Genomic DNA, 15,445 nt, shown 5'->3' with positions numbered 1-15,445 from the left:
CAAAAGTCCGGATATTCCTTAGAATATGCGGCCTTTCAGGCACCTATGCCCGCTGTGCATTTAGATTTGCAGCACCGACTACAGGAACGATGTTCACATGCTAACAATCCGTCTTGCCCTTGGCGGCTCCAAAAAGCGCCCGTTTTACCACTTGACCGTAACCGACAGCCGCAACCCGCGCGACGGTTCGCACAAGGAACAGGTTGGTTTCTTCAACCCTGTTGCCCGTGGTCAAGAAGTTCGTCTGTCCGTGAACCAAGAGCGCGTAGCCTACTGGCTGAGCGTTGGCGCACAACCATCCGAGCGCGTAGCAAAACTGTTGAAGGACTCGGCTAAGGCCGCAGCCTGAGCAATATGAACGCGACGCCAGCTGTTGCTGATGATTTGATCGTTATCGGCAAGATTTATTCTGTTCATGGCGTTCGCGGCGAAGTGAAGGTGTATTCCTTTACTGATCCGACCGAAAACCTGTTGCAGTACAAAACCTGGACGCTCAAGCGCGAAGGTAGTGTGAAACAGGTCGAGCTGGTCAGTGGACGCGGGAGCGATAAGTTCCTGGTCGCAAAGCTCAAGGGTCTTGATGATCGCGAAGAAGCCCGTCTTCTGGCCGGTTATGAGATCTGCGTGCCGCGCAACCTGTTCCCTGAATTGACCGACGGCGAGTACTACTGGTACCAGCTGGAAGGTCTGAAGGTTATCGATCAACTCGGGCAATTGTTCGGGAAAATCGATCATCTTCTGGAAACCGGCGCCAATGATGTAATGGTGGTCAAGCCTTGCGCTGGCAGCCTGGATGATCGCGAACGCCTGTTGCCCTATACGGAGCAATGCGTGTTGGCCGTCGACCTGGCAGCGGGCGAGATGAAGGTGGAATGGGACGCGGACTTCTAAGCGTGGCTAATTTGCGCATTGAAGTGATCAGTTTGTTTCCCGAGATGTTTTCCGCCGTCAGCGAGTACGGCATCACCAGTCGGGCGGTGAAGCAGGGGCTGTTGCAGCTTACCTGTTGGAACCCGCGAGACTACACGACGGATCGACATCACACTGTGGACGATCGCCCATTTGGCGGTGGCCCGGGCATGGTGATGAAGATCAAGCCCCTGGAAGACGCATTGGCCCAGGCCAAGGCCGCCGCCGGGGAGAAGGCGAAGGTAATTTACCTGTCCCCTCAAGGCCGCCAGCTGAAACAGGCTGGGGTACGCGAACTGGCGAATGAGGAAAGTTTGATCCTGATTGCCGGTCGCTATGAAGGCATTGACGAGCGTTTTATTGAAGCTCATGTCGATGAAGAGTGGTCGATTGGGGACTATGTCCTGTCTGGCGGTGAGCTGCCGGCGATGGTCCTGATAGATGCGGTTACACGACTGCTGCCTGGAGCTTTAGGGCATGTGGACTCCGCGGAGGAAGATTCCTTCACGGATGGTTTGCTGGATTGCCCGCACTACACCCGACCGGAGGTGTATGCGGATCAGCGTGTTCCCGACGTATTGCTAAGTGGCAATCACGCACACATCCGGCGTTGGCGTTTACAGCAGTCCCTTGGTCGGACCTATGAACGACGCGCCGATCTTCTGGAAAGCCGCTCGCTTTCTGGAGAAGAGAAGAAGCTGCTCGAGGAATACATCCTCGCGCGGGACGATAGTTAACAACGTATCGATGGTAGGTCCATTGACTTACCTTAGGAGCACAGCATGACTAACAAAATCATCCTTGCACTCGAAGCAGAGCAGATGACCAAAGAGATCCCTACCTTTGCCCCAGGCGACACTATTGTCGTTCAGGTGAAAGTGAAGGAAGGCGACCGTTCGCGTCTGCAAGCGTTCGAAGGCGTGGTAATCGCCAAGCGTAACCGTGGTGTGAACAGTGCTTTCACTGTTCGTAAAATCTCCAACGGTGTTGGCGTAGAGCGTACTTTCCAGACCTACAGCCCGCAAATCGACAGCATGGCCGTCAAGCGTCGCGGTGACGTACGTAAAGCCAAGCTGTACTACCTGCGTGACCTGTCCGGTAAAGCAGCTCGCATCAAGGAAAAACTGGCTTAAGTCCAGCTTCCCGATGCAGAAAAAAGCAGCCTACGGGCTGCTTTTTTGTGCCTGGAATTTGTCTGAGCGCTACCAGGCATACGCCATTGAAGTGTGGCGTTGGCTTGGCTGCGATAAGATCCACCCGACACCCCCGATAATCAGCCCGAGCCCCCATGCCCGCTATCGACCATCCCCTGATCGACCGCTTCCTCGACGCCCTCTGGCTGGAAAAAGGCCTGTCGGACAACACCCGTCAGGCCTATCGCAGTGACCTGGCGCTGTTCAACGGCTGGCTACAGGAAAAAAACCTCGAACTGATCAACGCCGGCCGTGAGCTGATCCTCGATCACCTGGCCTGGCGCCTTGAACAGAACTATAAACCACGCTCCACGGCGAGATTTCTCTCGGGCGTACGTGGGTTTTATCGGTATTTGCTGCGAGAAAAACTGATCGCGCTCGACCCGACCCTGCAAATCGACATGCCCCAACTGGGCAGGCCTTTGCCCAAATCGTTGTCGGAAGCCGATGTTGACGCCTTGCTCGCCGCCCCGGACCTGAGCGAAGCCATTGGCCAGCGCGACCGTGCGATGCTCGAAGTGTTGTACGCCTGCGGCCTGCGTGTCACGGAATTGATCAGCCTGACCCTGGAGCAAGTCAACCTGCGCCAAGGCGTGCTGCGGGTCATGGGCAAGGGCAGCAAGGAGCGGCTGGTGCCCATGGGCGAGGAAGCGATTGTGTGGGTCGAGCGCTATATGCGTGATGCCCGCAGCGAACTGCTCGGCGGGCGCCCCAGTGATGTGCTGTTCCCCAGCCTGCGCGGTGAGCAAATGACCCGCCAGACGTTCTGGCACCGCATCAAGCACCAGGCCAAGGTCGCCGGGATCGGCAAGACCCTGTCGCCCCATACGCTGCGCCATGCATTTGCCACGCATTTGCTCAACCACGGCGCCGACTTGCGCGTGGTCCAGATGCTGCTGGGGCACAGTGATTTATCCACAACCCAGATCTACACCCATGTGGCACGGGCGCGCTTGCAGGATATGCACGCCAAGCACCACCCGCGAGGCTGAAAACGCCCAATTTATCCCGCCACCGGCTGCCCTGCGATCCAACTGTGGTAGGCTTTGCCGGTTCGCAAAGGCGACGGTCCACACCCGAGTTTGCAATCGGCCTGCCTGTACCCGTCCCAGCATCTGCCTTCAGGAGTTTCCATGCGCTTGACCCAGATTATTGCCGTCGCAGCCATTGCGTTGGTATCCACCTTTGCCGTCGCCGATGACGCCGCTGAGCAGACCATCCGCAAGAGCCTGGCCAACCTGCAGCTTGATACGCCGATTGAAAGCATCAGTGCCAGCCCGATGGCCGGCCTGTACGAAGTCAAGCTCAAGGGCAGCCGCGTGCTGTACGCCAGCGGCGATGGCCAGTACATCGTCCAGGGCTACCTGTTCCAGCTCAAGGACGGCAAACCGGTCAACCTGACCGAGAAAGCCGAACGCCTGGGCGTGTCGAAGCTGATCAACGGCATCCCGGTGGCTGAAACCGTGGTTTACCCGGCCATCGGCGAGACCAAGACTCACATCACCGTGTTCACCGACACCACCTGCCCGTACTGCCACAAGCTGCACGCCGAAGTGCCCGCGCTGAACAAGCTCGGCGTGGAAGTGCGCTACGTTGCGTTCCCGCGCCAGGGCCTGGGTTCGCCAGGTGACGAGCAGTTGCAAGCGGTGTGGTGCTCGAGCGACAAAAAAGCGGCCATGGACAAAATGGTCGACGGTAAGGAAATCAAGGCCGCCAAGTGCGCCAACCCAGTGTCCAAGCAGTTCGCCCTGGGCCAGTCGATTGGCGTGAACGGCACACCGGCCATCGTTTTGGCTGACGGCCAGGTGATTCCGGGCTACCAGCCGGCACCACAAGTTGCCAAACTGGCGCTCAGTGCCAAATAAACCAGCATCGTCGAACCTTTGACGATCATGGCCCGCGCATAAGTCGACGGGCCATCAATTGAAAGCCGCAGTCGTGCGGCTGTTTTCCACGGCCGACCTTGCGTCGGCCGTTTCATGGGGAGTTCTTCAGTGAAACCGGTCAAAGTAGGCATCTGTGGGTTAGGGACCGTCGGTGGCGGCACCTTCAACGTACTTCAGCGTAATGCTGAAGAAATTTCCCGCCGTGCAGGGCGTGGGATTGAAGTGGCGCAAATTGCCACGCGTTCGCCAAAGCCTCAGTTCGAAACGACCGGTATTGCAATTACCAACGATGTCTTCGCCGTGGCGACCAACCCTGAAATCGATATCGTCATTGAACTGGTCGGCGGCTACACCGTGGCCCGCGAATTGGTGCTCAAGGCCATCGAGAACGGCAAGCACGTAGTCACCGCCAACAAGGCGCTGATCGCCGTACACGGCAACGAGATCTTCGCCAGGGCCCGTGAAAAAGGCGTGATTGTCGCGTTCGAAGCCGCTGTAGCCGGGGGTATCCCGGTGATCAAGGCGATCCGTGAAGGCCTGTCCGCCAACCGCATCAACTGGGTGGCCGGCATCATCAATGGCACCGGTAACTTTATCCTTACCGAAATGCGCGAGAAGGGCCGTACCTTCGAAGACGTATTGGCCGAAGCCCAGGCCCTGGGGTACGCCGAAGCCGATCCGACCTTCGACGTGGAAGGCATCGACGCTGCGCACAAGCTGACCATCCTGGCGTCCATCGCCTTTGGTATTCCGCTGCAGTTCGACAAGGCCTACACCGAAGGCATCACCAAACTGACCACCGCCGATGTGAACTACGCCGAAGCCCTGGGCTACCGCATCAAGCACCTCGGTGTAGCGCGCAGCACCCCGGCCGGTATCGAGCTGCGCGTACACCCGACACTGATCCCCGCCGACCGCCTGATCGCCAACGTCAATGGTGTGATGAACGCCGTGATGGTCAATGGCGACGCCGCCGGCTCGACCCTGTTCTACGGCGCTGGCGCCGGCATGGAGCCGACGGCGTCGTCGGTGATCGCCGACCTGGTGGACGTGGTTCGTGCCATGACCAGCGACCCGGAAAACCGCGTACCGCACCTGGCTTTCCAGCCGGATTCGCTGTCGGCCCACCCGATCCTGCCGATCGAGGCCTGCGAAAGCGCCTACTACCTGCGTATCCAGGCCAAGGATCACCCTGGCGTACTGGCCCAGGTCGCCAGCATTCTGTCGGAGCGCGGTATCAATATCGAATCGATCATGCAGAAGGAAGTCGAGGAGCAAAACGGCCAGGTGCCGATGATCCTGCTGACTCATCGCGTGCTCGAGCAGCACATCAACGATGCCATCACCGCGCTGGAAGCCTTGCAAGGCGTCGTCGGCCCGGTCGTTCGCATTCGTGTCGAACACCTGAACTAACCGATTGTTCCAGAGGCCCCGTGCGTTCGGCGGCTTCTGTTCGAGAATGTTTTAGAGGAGCCAGTCATGCGTTACATCAGCACCCGCGGCCAGGCACCGGCCCTGAATTTCGAAGACGTTCTGCTGGCAGGCCTTGCCACCGACGGCGGCCTGTACGTGCCGGAAAACCTGCCACGCTTCACCCAGGAAGAAATCGCCTCCTGGGCCGGCTTGCCATACCACGAGTTGGCCTTCCGGGTGATGCGCCCGTTCGTCACCGGCAGCATTCCGGATGCGGACTTCAAAAAAATCCTGGAAGAGACGTACGGCGTGTTTTCCCACAGCGCCATCGCGCCTTTGCGCCAACTGAACGGCAATGAATGGGTACTGGAGCTGTTCCACGGCCCGACCTTGGCGTTCAAGGACTTTGCCCTGCAACTGCTCGGTCGCCTGTTGGACTACGTATTGGCCAAGCGCGGTGAGCGCGTGGTGATCATCGGCGCCACCTCCGGTGATACCGGCTCGGCGGCCATCGAAGGTTGCAAGCACTGCGAAAACGTCGACATCTTCATCCTGCACCCGCACAAGCGCGTGTCGGAAGTGCAGCGTCGGCAAATGACCACCATCTTTGGCGAGAACATCCACAACATCGCCATCGAAGGCAACTTCGATGACTGCCAGGAAATGGTCAAGAACAGCTTCGCTGACCAGAGCTTCCTCAAGGGCACCCGCCTGGTGGCGGTGAACTCGATCAACTGGGCGCGGATCATGGCCCAGATCGTCTACTACTTCCACGCGTCCCTGCAGCTGGGCGGCCCGGCGCGCTCGGTGTCGTTCTCGGTGCCCACCGGCAACTTCGGCGACATCTTCGCCGGTTACCTGGCGCGCAACATGGGCCTGCCGATCAACCAGTTGATCGTCGCCACCAACCGCAACGACATCCTGCACCGCTTCATGAGCGGCAACCAGTACGTCAAGGAAACCCTGCACGCCACTCTGTCGCCGTCGATGGACATCATGGTTTCGTCGAACTTCGAGCGTCTGCTGTTCGATATGCATGGTCGCAACGGCGCCGCTATTGCCGGCTTGATGGACACCTTCAAAAGCGGTGGCGGTTTCAGTGTTGATGAGGAGCGCTGGACTGAAACCCGCAAGCTCTTCGACTCCCTGGCGGTGGACGATGCGCAGACTTGCGAAACCATCGCCGAAGTGTTTGCCCAGACCGGTGAGCTGCTCGACCCGCACACCGCGATCGGTGTGAAGGCCGCCCGCGAATGCCGTCGCAGCCTGGATACCCCGATGGTCATCCTCGGGACCGCTCACCCGGTCAAATTCCCGGAGGCGGTGGAGAAGGCCGGTGTTGGCAAGGCCCTTGAACTGCCGGCGCATCTGACTGACCTGTTCGAGCGTGAAGAACGTTGCACGGTGTTGACCAATGACCTCAAAGCGGTGCAGGCGTTTGTCAGCCAGCATGGCAATCGGGGTAAACCGTTGTAAGGCGAACCGCTTACACCAAAACGCCGCTTTCCCTTGCTGGGTCAGCGGCGTTTTTTGTTTGTGTGCCGCAGTTTTTTCGTTGTCATGTTGCAAGCGCATGCTGAATACGTCATCCCCCGCGATAACGAAAAAGCGAACTTTCCTACGTCACGACCAGTCACTTAGGATAGATGCAGCACCCGTTGAAACGATTGTTCCCGAACTATTGAGTGGTGATCGAGATGGAAAGTATCAGCCTATTGCTCGAAGAAGCACTGAGCCCTTATCTGGTTACGCTGACCACCTCAGGTGTGCAGGGCGAATGCCTGGTGACCGTGAAGAACCCCGGTGGCGCCATCATGGTCGAGCGCGAAGTCAACCGCGCGCAGTTGACCGACAAACGCGCCCTGGTGGATGTGGTGGATTGCCTGCTGCGCGATTTGAAAATCGCTGAAGGTCGCCTCGAACCCTCGGTTATCGCAGCCTTGCGCAACGCCGCCATGACACGTGCGCCGGTCTGCGCATGAAGAATTATTTGTCCTTGGAAACTTCCTACAGCATGGCCGGTCAGATTTCGTAACAGCAAGAGCAAACATTGTGCTCCGGTGTTTGTGGCTTGTTGTACTGGTCATTGTAAGGCCACGTTTAACCCCGAAGTGTCTCCCCACGCTTCGGGGTTTCTTTTTGCCTGCGATTTATGTGGGGCGATGCTGCTTGAGGTGTCAGATGGCGCCCTGTTCGCGCAGACGTGCGATGGCGGCGGCGTCGTAACCCAACGCTTCGAGCACCACCGCGTTGTGTTCACCCAACTGCGGGCCGACCCACTCGCAGCTGCCGGGGGTGTCCGACAGTTTGGGCACGATGCCCGGCATCTTGAAATCCTTGCCATCGGGCAACTGCGCCTTCAGGAACATTTCACGGGCCAGGAATTGCGGGTCGCCGAGCATGTCTTCGGCGCTGTAAATACGGCTGGCCGGTACGTCGGCTTTGTTCAGTTGATCGACCACCTGCTCCAGTGGCAATGAATTGACCCAGCGATCAATCACGCCATACAGCTCATCACGGCGGCTGTCGCGTCCATCATTGCTGGCCAGTTGCGGATCGTTGGCCAAGTCGTCACGGCCGATGGCGCTCATGAAACGCTTGAAAATGGCATCGCCATTGGCGCCGATCTGCACATGCTTGCCGTCCGCGCTGGTATGGATCGAGGACGGCGTAATGCCGGGCATGATGTTGCCGGTGCGCTCGCGAATAAACCCGAACACGTCGAACTCGGGGATCATGCTTTCCATCATGGCGAAGATCGCTTCATACAGCGCCACATCCACCACTTGGCCCAGGCCGCCGTTGACCTCACGGTGCCGCAGCGCCATCAGCGCGCCGATCACTGCCCACAAGGCGGCGATGGAATCACCGATGGAAATCCCGGTGCGCACCGGCGGGCGGTCCTCGAAACCGGTGATATAGCGCAACCCGCCCATGGATTCGCCCACGGCACCAAACCCCGGCTGATCTTTCATCGGCCCGGTCTGGCCGAAGCCCGAGAGGCGAACCATCACCAGCTTCGGGTTCAGCGCGTGCAGGGTCTCCCAGCTCAGGCCGAGTTTTTCGAGCACGCCGGGACGAAAATTCTCGATGAGCATATCGGCGTCCGCCAGCAGCTGTTTGAGAACCGCCAAACCGTCCGGATGCTTGAGGTTCAGCGTCAGCGACTTTTTGTTGCGCGCCTGCACAAACCACCACAGCGAGGTGCCCTCATACAGCTTGCGCCATTTGCGCAGCGGGTCGCCGCCGTCGGGGGATTCGACCTTGATCACCTCGGCCCCGAACTCGGCGCAGATGCGAGAGGCGAACGGCCCGGCGATGAGGGTGCCGAGTTCGATGACTTTGAGGCCGGCAAGCGGTTTGGCATTGAACGACATGGGGATCCTTTCTGGCGCTGGACGGGTGTGTGATGCCTTTTAACATAGGCGAGCGGTGAGGGATAAGGATGATGATTCGTTGAATGGCTCCACCATCGGTTAGACTGGCCGCCTTTCCCTGTCTCTAGAAGCCCGTTCATGGCCCAGCCGTCCACGACCTACAAATTCGAACTCAACCTCACCGACCTCGACCGTTCGGTCTACGAGAGCGTCAAACAGACCATCGCCCGTCACCCTTCGGAAACCGAAGAGCGCATGACCGTGCGCCTGCTGGCTTATGCCCTGTTTTATAACGAGCAGTTGGCGTTCGGTCGTGGCCTGTCAGATGTAGATGAACCGGCCCTGTGGGAAAAAAGCCTGGATGATCGGGTTTTGCACTGGATCGAAGTCGGCCAGCCCGACGCCGACCGTCTGACCTGGTGCTCGCGCCGCACCGAGCGTACCAGCCTGCTGGCGTATGGCAGCCTGCGAGTCTGGGAAGGCAAAGTGGTGCCGGTGGCGACTAACCTGAAGAACGTGCACATCGCTGCCGTGCCACAGGAAGTGCTGGAAACCCTGGCCAAGGACATGCCCCGCGTTATCAAGTGGGACGTGATGATCAGCGAAGGCACAGTTTTCGTGACCGATGACCGTGGCCAGCATGAAGTGCAGTTGCAGTGGCTGGTTGGCGGACGCGATTGAAAAATGTGGGAGGGAGCAAGCCTCCTCCCACAGTGATTTGTGTCGTTTGAAGCATTGTCGTTTAACCGTTTATCCGCAGAGAAGTCATCACCCCCGTATGCGTATCGATCCTCGCCCGTTGCCCGCTGTCCTGCCGTTTCTCGGTGAATTGCCGCCGCTGTTGACCCGTCTTTACGCCGCCCGCGGGGTGCAATCGGAGGCTGAGCTGGATAAAAGCCTGGCACGGTTGATTCCCTATCAGCAGCTCAAGGGCATCGACGCGGCGGTAGACCTGCTGGTGACGGCCCTGGAACAACGTCAGCGCATCCTGATCGTCGGCGACTTCGATGCCGATGGCGCCACCGCCAGTACCGTGGGCACCTTGGGCCTGCGTTTGCTGGGTGCGGCCCATGTCGATTACCTGGTACCCAACCGCTTCGAATATGGCTATGGCCTGACCCCGGAAATTGTCGCCGTGGCCCTGCAGCGCGAGCCGCAATTGCTGATCACCGTGGATAACGGCATCTCCAGTGTGGAAGGGGTGGCCGCGGCCAAGGCGGCGGGGCTGCGGGTGCTGGTGACCGACCACCACTTGCCCGGTGACGAGTTGCCGGCAGCGGATGCGATCGTCAATCCGAATCAACCCGGCTGCGCGTTCCCCAGCAAGGCCCTGGCCGGCGTGGGCGTGATCTTCTACGTATTGATGGCCCTGCGCGCGCGCCTGCGTGACCTGGGCTGGTACACGAACACGCCGCAGCCGAACATCGGCGATCTGCTCGACCTGGTCGCCCTGGGCAGCGTCGCCGACGTGGTGCCCCTGGACGCCAACAATCGCATTCTGGTGCATCAGGGCCTGGAACGTATCCGCGCGGGTCGTGCGCGGCCGGGAATCAAGGCAATCCTGGAAGTGGCCAAGCGCGACGCCGCGCGCATCACTTCAACCGACCTGGGCTTTATCCTCGGGCCACGGCTCAACGCCGCCGGGCGTCTGGACGATATGAGTCTGGGCATCGAATGCCTGCTCACCACCGATTTTGCGGCCGCACGGGAAATGGCCGCGCAATTGGATGGCATGAACCAGGACCGCAAATCCATCGAACAAGGCATGCAGCGCGAGGCCCTGGCCCAGCTCAAGGACTTGCCGATGGAATCGATGCCCTATGGCCTGTGCCTGTTCGACCCCGAGTGGCATCAGGGCGTGATCGGTATTCTGGCGTCGCGCATGAAAGAGCGCTATTTCCGCCCGACCATCGCCTTCGCCGACGCCGGTGATGGCCTGCTCAAGGGCTCGGGGCGCTCTGTGCAGGGCTTTCACATCCGTGATGCCCTGGCGGTCGTCGCCAGCCAGCATCCCAGCCTGATCACCAAGTACGGCGGCCACGCCATGGCGGCCGGGCTGACGTTGCCCGAGGCAAATTTCCCACTGTTTGCCGAGGCCTTTGACGCCGAGGTGCGTCGTCAACTGCGTGAAGAAGACCTCACCGGTCGCCTGCTGTCCGATGGCACCCTGGCGGTGGAAGAGTTTCATCTGGAACTGGCCCGTGCGCTACGGCATGCAGGCCCGTGGGGGCAGCACTTTCCCGAGCCGTTGTTTCACGGTGTGTTCCAGTTGGTTGAGCAGCGCGTTGTGGGGGAGCGGCACCTGAAAGTGGTGCTCAAGAGCGAATGCGGCTCGGTGAAGCTCGATGGCATTGCGTTTGGGGTGGATCGGGAGGTCTGGCCGAACCCTACCGTGCGTTGGGTGGAATTGGCCTACAAGCTGGACGTGAACGAGTTTCGTGGGAATGAGACGGTTCAACTGATGATCGCGCACATCGAGCCGCGCTGATTTTCAGCCACACCATAAAGCAAATGTGGGAGGGGCTTGCTCCCGATTGCGGTGCATCAGTCACAACGCTGTTGACTGACACTTAGCTATCGGGAGCAAGCCCCCTCCCACATTGGGTCCTGTGTGTTGCCTGGGGTTATTCGGCCTTGGCCTGGTGCTTGACGATGATATCCACCAACCGCTTGGCGAGCGCCGGGTAGTTCTCGTCGAAGTGATGCCCACCTGGCAGTTTCAGTGCCTCACCCACAGCGGTCTTGTCGGTGCAGCCACTCTCGTCGACTTCTTCGGCGCCATAAATGCACACCACTTTCTCAGGCGGCAGCTTGGCCATTTCCGGCCCGGTGGCGGCTTCTTTGCCGGCATTGCCCAGCCAACCTTCCACTTCGATCTCAAAGCTGCCGGTACGGGCGAAGGCCAGCAGGATGATCGCATCGACCCGTTGCTGCTCGTTCTCCGGCATGCGGTTGTAGATCGCCGGCAGTACGTCGGCGCCGAACGAATAGCCGGTCAGTACGAAGCGCTTGGTGCCCCACTTCTGCCGGTAGTGCTGCATCAGTTCGGTGAGGTCCTTGGCGCTTTGTTCCGGGGTTTTGTGCTGCCAGTAGTAGCGCAGGGTGTCGATGCCGACCACCGGGTAGCCGATCTTGGCCATTTCACCCGCTACGTCGCGGTCCAGGTCACGCCAGCCGCCGTCACCGGAGAGGAACAGGGTGACCGTGTCTTTGGCCTGGCCAGCCGGTACTTCCACCACGGGAATCGCCAGCCCGCCGTTGTCCGAACCCACCAGTTGCTTGCGCAGTTCGTTATTCAGGACTTGCGGGTAATGAATGTCATAGTCGCTGATGCTCGTAGTCGCGCGTGGCGTGTCGCGTACGAAACTGGCGCTTTCATCGTCAGGGTTATCGTTCCACGCCACCAGCCAGTTGCCGTGAGCGGCGGTCTTGGGCAGCGGGTCCTTGCAGCCTTCCTGCACCAGAGCAAAGCCGACGGAGATGGCGTTGGCCTTGTCGTCGTTCTGGGTGGCCAGCCAGCGCCAGGCGAGGGCGGCGCCAGGGCCGATGCCGCTGACCAGCGTCGCCGGGCCCTTGAGCTGGCCCAGGGCGCTTTGCAGCGCTTGTTCCTGCAGCTTGCAGTCGTCTTTTGGCAGGATCACCTGGACGATCTGCGCCTTGCCCCCCTGGCTCAGCGTCATCAGTTGGCTGTCGGTCAGGGTTTCGTCGGCCATCACCGCTACGGCGACGCGTGCTTTGGCTGTGCCGACCGGAGTGACGCGGGTCATCACCGAACCATCGGCCTGGGGCAGTTGCTCCAGGGTCGGCTGCGGGGCAGGGCGGTTCCAGAACCAAAAGCCACCGCCCAGGACCAGCGCGAGCAGCACTACAAAGGCCAATACATACCGCCAGGAGCGTCGAATCATCAGCGTTTCACCAATCCAGTCAAGCCGCCCGCGATCAGGGCGGCGGTATCGGCCAGTGCCACCAGCGGATCCAGTCCGGCGGGCACGGCCATGTAGCGGGGTTCCCAGTCGGGCTGGAACTTGTCTTTGAAGCGGCGCAAACCTTGGAAGTTATACAGTTGCTCGCCACGACGGAACACCATCGAACCCAGACGCTGGGTCAATGGCGCGCCCCGTCGCGGTTGCAGGCCCGACAATGGCACCATGCCCAGGCTGAAGCGGGCGTAGCCATGATTCTTATAGTGTTGAATCAGGCCGACCATCATGAACTCCATGGTCAGCTTGGGCGCGTCCGGGTGGGCACGCATCAGGTCGAGGCTGGCCAGGTCGTGGTTGTAGGTCTCGAGCAGGTTGGCGAAGGCCACCGGGCGCCCTTCGAAGCGAATGATCGCGATACGAAAATGCTTGAGGTAGTCGTCACTGAAGCGTCCCAGGGAAAAGCCTTTTTCGCGCACATTCTTACCGGTAAGCCAGGCGTCCGAGATAACTTTTAATTCATCCATCGGCGCGGTGCCCGGCTCGCAGATCTCCAGGGACAGGCCGTCCCGGGTGCCACGGTTCCAGGTGTAGCGCAAATCCTTCATCTCTTTGCCCTTGGCTTCAAGGTCAAAGCGTTTGAGGTCCACGCGCGCTTCTTCGCCCAGCTTGATCGCGGTAAGGCCGATGTCCATGTAGTACGGCAGGTTCTCCGCCCGCACCTGGTAGAACACCGGGCGCGCATGGTGGATGTCGCACAGGTCACGGAACTGCCAGATCATCTCGGCGCGCGGTTGGGTCGGGCCGATCGGATCGTACAGGGCCACCAGGCTGCGGCCGCGACGGGCATACATCAGGAAGGCTTCGTCGTTGGGGTGGAACAGCAGCGCCTTGTCGCCGGTCAGCGCCAGGCCGCCGTCGGGCTGTGACGAGGCCATCAGGATCTTGCTGGCGCGCTCCAGCTCTTGCGGCGTCGGCAGGTGGATCACCGGGCGAGCAGTGCGCAGCAGCCAGGTCAGCGAGACGATCACCAGCAGCACCGCAGCCCCGAGCAGTGAGCGCAGGCCACGTGGGGCGTTGGCGTCCAGGGTGAACTGCCACCACAGTTGATGGCTGTAAGGCACATCTTGATAGGCGAACAGCAGCAGCCAGATCGACGCGCCCAGCACGCAGACGCTGGCCACCAGGTAGAGCGGCGAGAACGGCAGTTCGGTGAGGCGGCTGGCGCGGTAGAACGAGCGCCGGAAGATCGCCAGCAGCACCGCGGTCATGGTCATCAGACTGGCTTCTTCCCAGTCGAAACCCTTGAGCAGCGAGAGCAGGGCGCCCGTCAGCAGCAGCACCATGGTCAGCATCCAGGCGGCTGACAAACGCCGGCGCAAGCCCTGGGCCAGCAGCAGGCACAGCACGCCGATCAGGCTGGCACCAAAGTGCGATGCATCAATCAGGCGGTGGGGAATCAGGAAACCGATGTTTTCCAGGCGTGAGTCGATCTCTGGCGTGGCGCCGGAAAACAGTAGGACCACGCCGGACAAAAAAGCCAGTACGGCCAACACCGGCGCCGCCAGGCCCGAAGCCACGCGCAGGCTCTGTTGGGTCTGGAACAGTCGCTGGGCCTCATTGATCAGCAGGAATACACAGGCAATCAGCAGCGGCAGCACGACATAGATCATGCGGTACAGCAGCAGGGCGGCGGCCAATGGCGCGGCGCCGAGCTTGTCGGCGAAGGCTGCCAGCAGAATCGCCTCGAACACCCCCACGCCACCCGGTACATGGCTGAGTACACCGGCGGCCAGGGCCAGCAGGTACACCAGCAGGAACGGGCCGAACGGCAGGGCTTCGGGCAGCAACATATAAAGAACAGTAGCGGCAGCGGCGACGTCGAGTGCGGTGATGACCAGTTGCAGGAGCGTCAGGCGCCGGCCAGGCAAGCGCAGGGTGCGACGGCCGGCCCTGACCAGCAGGTTGTCCGGATACGGTTGTTCCGGCAGGCGTCGGCGATAAATACCGATGCACAGCATCGCCGATAACAGCAGGACCGCACCGGCAACGCCGCCGAGTACAGTTTGCGGCAAATGCAGGTACGTCGATGCGGCCGGCAAATTGCTCAGTGTCGCCAGGGCGGCCAGCGGCGGCAGGGCGCAGCCCAGGGCCAGGCTGGCGAATACGGTCATATGGGCCACTTCCGACGCCCCGATGCCATGGCGCGCATATAAACGGTAGCGCACCGAGCCGCCCGAGAGCATCGACAGGCCGATGGCATTGCCGATGGCAAACGCGGTAAAGCCGCCCAGGGCCAAGGTTTTGGCGGGCAGGTTTACCCCGGCGTAACGTGCTCCGGAAAATTCGTAGCCCAACAGAATGACGAACCCGGCCACCGCTGCGGCGAATGCCCCCAGCAGCGCCGGCCTGGGCACGTCCAGGATCGAGTCGTGGAGGGCGTAGAGGTCCAGTTCCAGCAACAGGTGTCGGCAGGCGATCAGGGCAATTGCGAACAGCAGCAAGGTGACGGCCAGCCCGATGGGTTGCCGGTATTTGCTCAACAGATCCAGCCAGCGTAAGCGGGTGGGAGCGATCGGTTGTTCTGCTGTGACGGTGTCTTGTGGTTCAGACGAGTTGGCGCGCATCAATCACCTCGTGGATTGTGCGCGACAGGATGGAGGTATCCAGCCAAGTTACCAATCCCTATGGACAAAATAATTACAAATATTAACGCGGATCACCGGGTGCGGCGACTGCGGCCATTG

The 15,445-nt window shown here is 60.5% G+C and carries 14 protein-coding genes; 11 read left to right on the top strand and 3 right to left on the bottom strand.

All coding sequences use genetic code 11. The annotated features are described in order from the left end of the window. The first annotated feature begins 97 nt into the window (after positions 1-97). The 9 genes from rpsP to AB4O25_RS13255 all read left to right on the top strand — a co-directional run bounded on the left by rpsP (position 98) and on the right by AB4O25_RS13255 (position 7,383). On the top strand, positions 98-349 hold the full coding sequence (gene rpsP / locus AB4O25_RS13295; RefSeq protein ID WP_003175899.1) for a 30S ribosomal protein S16: 252 nt from the start codon (positions 98-100) through the stop codon (positions 347-349). A gap of 5 nt (positions 350-354) precedes the next feature. Next, complete coding sequence (gene rimM / locus AB4O25_RS13290; protein ID WP_053135622.1) at positions 355-891, top strand: ribosome maturation factor RimM; 537 nt, start codon at positions 355-357, stop codon at positions 889-891. Beyond that, a complete protein-coding gene (gene trmD, locus AB4O25_RS13285; RefSeq protein WP_175404167.1) occupies positions 873-1,646 on the top strand; it encodes a tRNA (guanosine(37)-N1)-methyltransferase TrmD in 774 nt (257 codons plus the stop codon). The genes rimM and trmD overlap by 19 nt, the downstream gene beginning before the upstream one ends. Before the next feature lie 45 nt (positions 1,647-1,691). After that, the gene (gene rplS / locus AB4O25_RS13280; protein WP_003175895.1) at positions 1,692-2,042 is read left to right on the top strand and encodes a 50S ribosomal protein L19; all 351 of its coding nucleotides are present in this window, start codon (positions 1,692-1,694) and stop codon (positions 2,040-2,042) included. 155 nt (positions 2,043-2,197) lie between these two features. Continuing rightward, the gene (gene xerD, locus AB4O25_RS13275; protein ID WP_017529974.1) at positions 2,198-3,094 is read left to right on the top strand and encodes a site-specific tyrosine recombinase XerD; all 897 of its coding nucleotides are present in this window, start codon (positions 2,198-2,200) and stop codon (positions 3,092-3,094) included. Between the two features lie 141 nt (positions 3,095-3,235). Further along, positions 3,236-3,967: a thioredoxin fold domain-containing protein gene (locus AB4O25_RS13270; protein WP_460150923.1), complete on the top strand. Its 732-nt coding sequence runs from the start codon at positions 3,236-3,238 to the stop codon at positions 3,965-3,967. 129 nt (positions 3,968-4,096) lie between these two features. Continuing rightward, positions 4,097-5,401, top strand: a complete 1,305-nt coding sequence (locus AB4O25_RS13265) for a homoserine dehydrogenase (protein WP_017529972.1) — start codon at positions 4,097-4,099, stop codon at positions 5,399-5,401. A 66-nt stretch (positions 5,402-5,467) separates the two neighbouring features. Continuing rightward, the gene (gene thrC, locus AB4O25_RS13260; protein ID WP_017529971.1) at positions 5,468-6,877 is read left to right on the top strand and encodes a threonine synthase; all 1,410 of its coding nucleotides are present in this window, start codon (positions 5,468-5,470) and stop codon (positions 6,875-6,877) included. Between the two features lie 221 nt (positions 6,878-7,098). Further along, positions 7,099-7,383, top strand: coding sequence for a DUF3509 domain-containing protein (locus AB4O25_RS13255; protein ID WP_065876668.1), 285 nt, complete (start codon positions 7,099-7,101; stop codon positions 7,381-7,383). Positions 7,384-7,578: 195 nt separating this feature from the next. On the opposite strand, the gene AB4O25_RS13250 is transcribed toward AB4O25_RS13255, so the two are convergent. Next, complete coding sequence (locus tag AB4O25_RS13250; RefSeq protein WP_116079252.1) at positions 7,579-8,778, bottom strand: CaiB/BaiF CoA transferase family protein; 1,200 nt, start codon at positions 8,776-8,778, stop codon at positions 7,579-7,581. Between the two features lie 138 nt (positions 8,779-8,916). Here AB4O25_RS13250 and AB4O25_RS13245 point away from each other — a divergent pair, with 138 nt between their 5' ends. Together AB4O25_RS13245 and recJ are read left to right on the top strand one after the other, a co-directional pair. Further along, a complete protein-coding gene (locus AB4O25_RS13245) occupies positions 8,917-9,459 on the top strand; it encodes a YaeQ family protein (RefSeq protein ID WP_003175888.1) in 543 nt (180 codons plus the stop codon). A gap of 97 nt (positions 9,460-9,556) precedes the next feature. Continuing rightward, a complete protein-coding gene (recJ, locus tag AB4O25_RS13240) occupies positions 9,557-11,266 on the top strand; it encodes a single-stranded-DNA-specific exonuclease RecJ (protein WP_017529968.1) in 1,710 nt (569 codons plus the stop codon). Between the two features lie 136 nt (positions 11,267-11,402). Here recJ and AB4O25_RS13235 read toward each other — a convergent pair whose 3' ends face one another. Together AB4O25_RS13235 and mprF are read right to left on the bottom strand one after the other, a co-directional pair. Then, the gene (locus AB4O25_RS13235) at positions 11,403-12,683 is read right to left on the bottom strand and encodes a virulence factor family protein (protein WP_017529967.1); all 1,281 of its coding nucleotides are present in this window, start codon (positions 12,681-12,683) and stop codon (positions 11,403-11,405) included. Next, entirely contained in the window at positions 12,683-15,325 is a 2,643-nt protein-coding gene (gene mprF / locus AB4O25_RS13230; RefSeq protein ID WP_460150921.1) for a bifunctional lysylphosphatidylglycerol flippase/synthetase MprF, read from the bottom strand. Before mprF ends, AB4O25_RS13235 begins: the two co-directional genes overlap by 1 nt. Positions 15,326-15,445: the final 120 nt, after the last annotated feature.

It is taken from the genome of Pseudomonas sp. S3_A03 (genome assembly GCF_054668275.1).
Note: the sequence above shows the minus strand (reverse complement) of the source record. Positions and strands in the feature narration are given on the sequence as shown.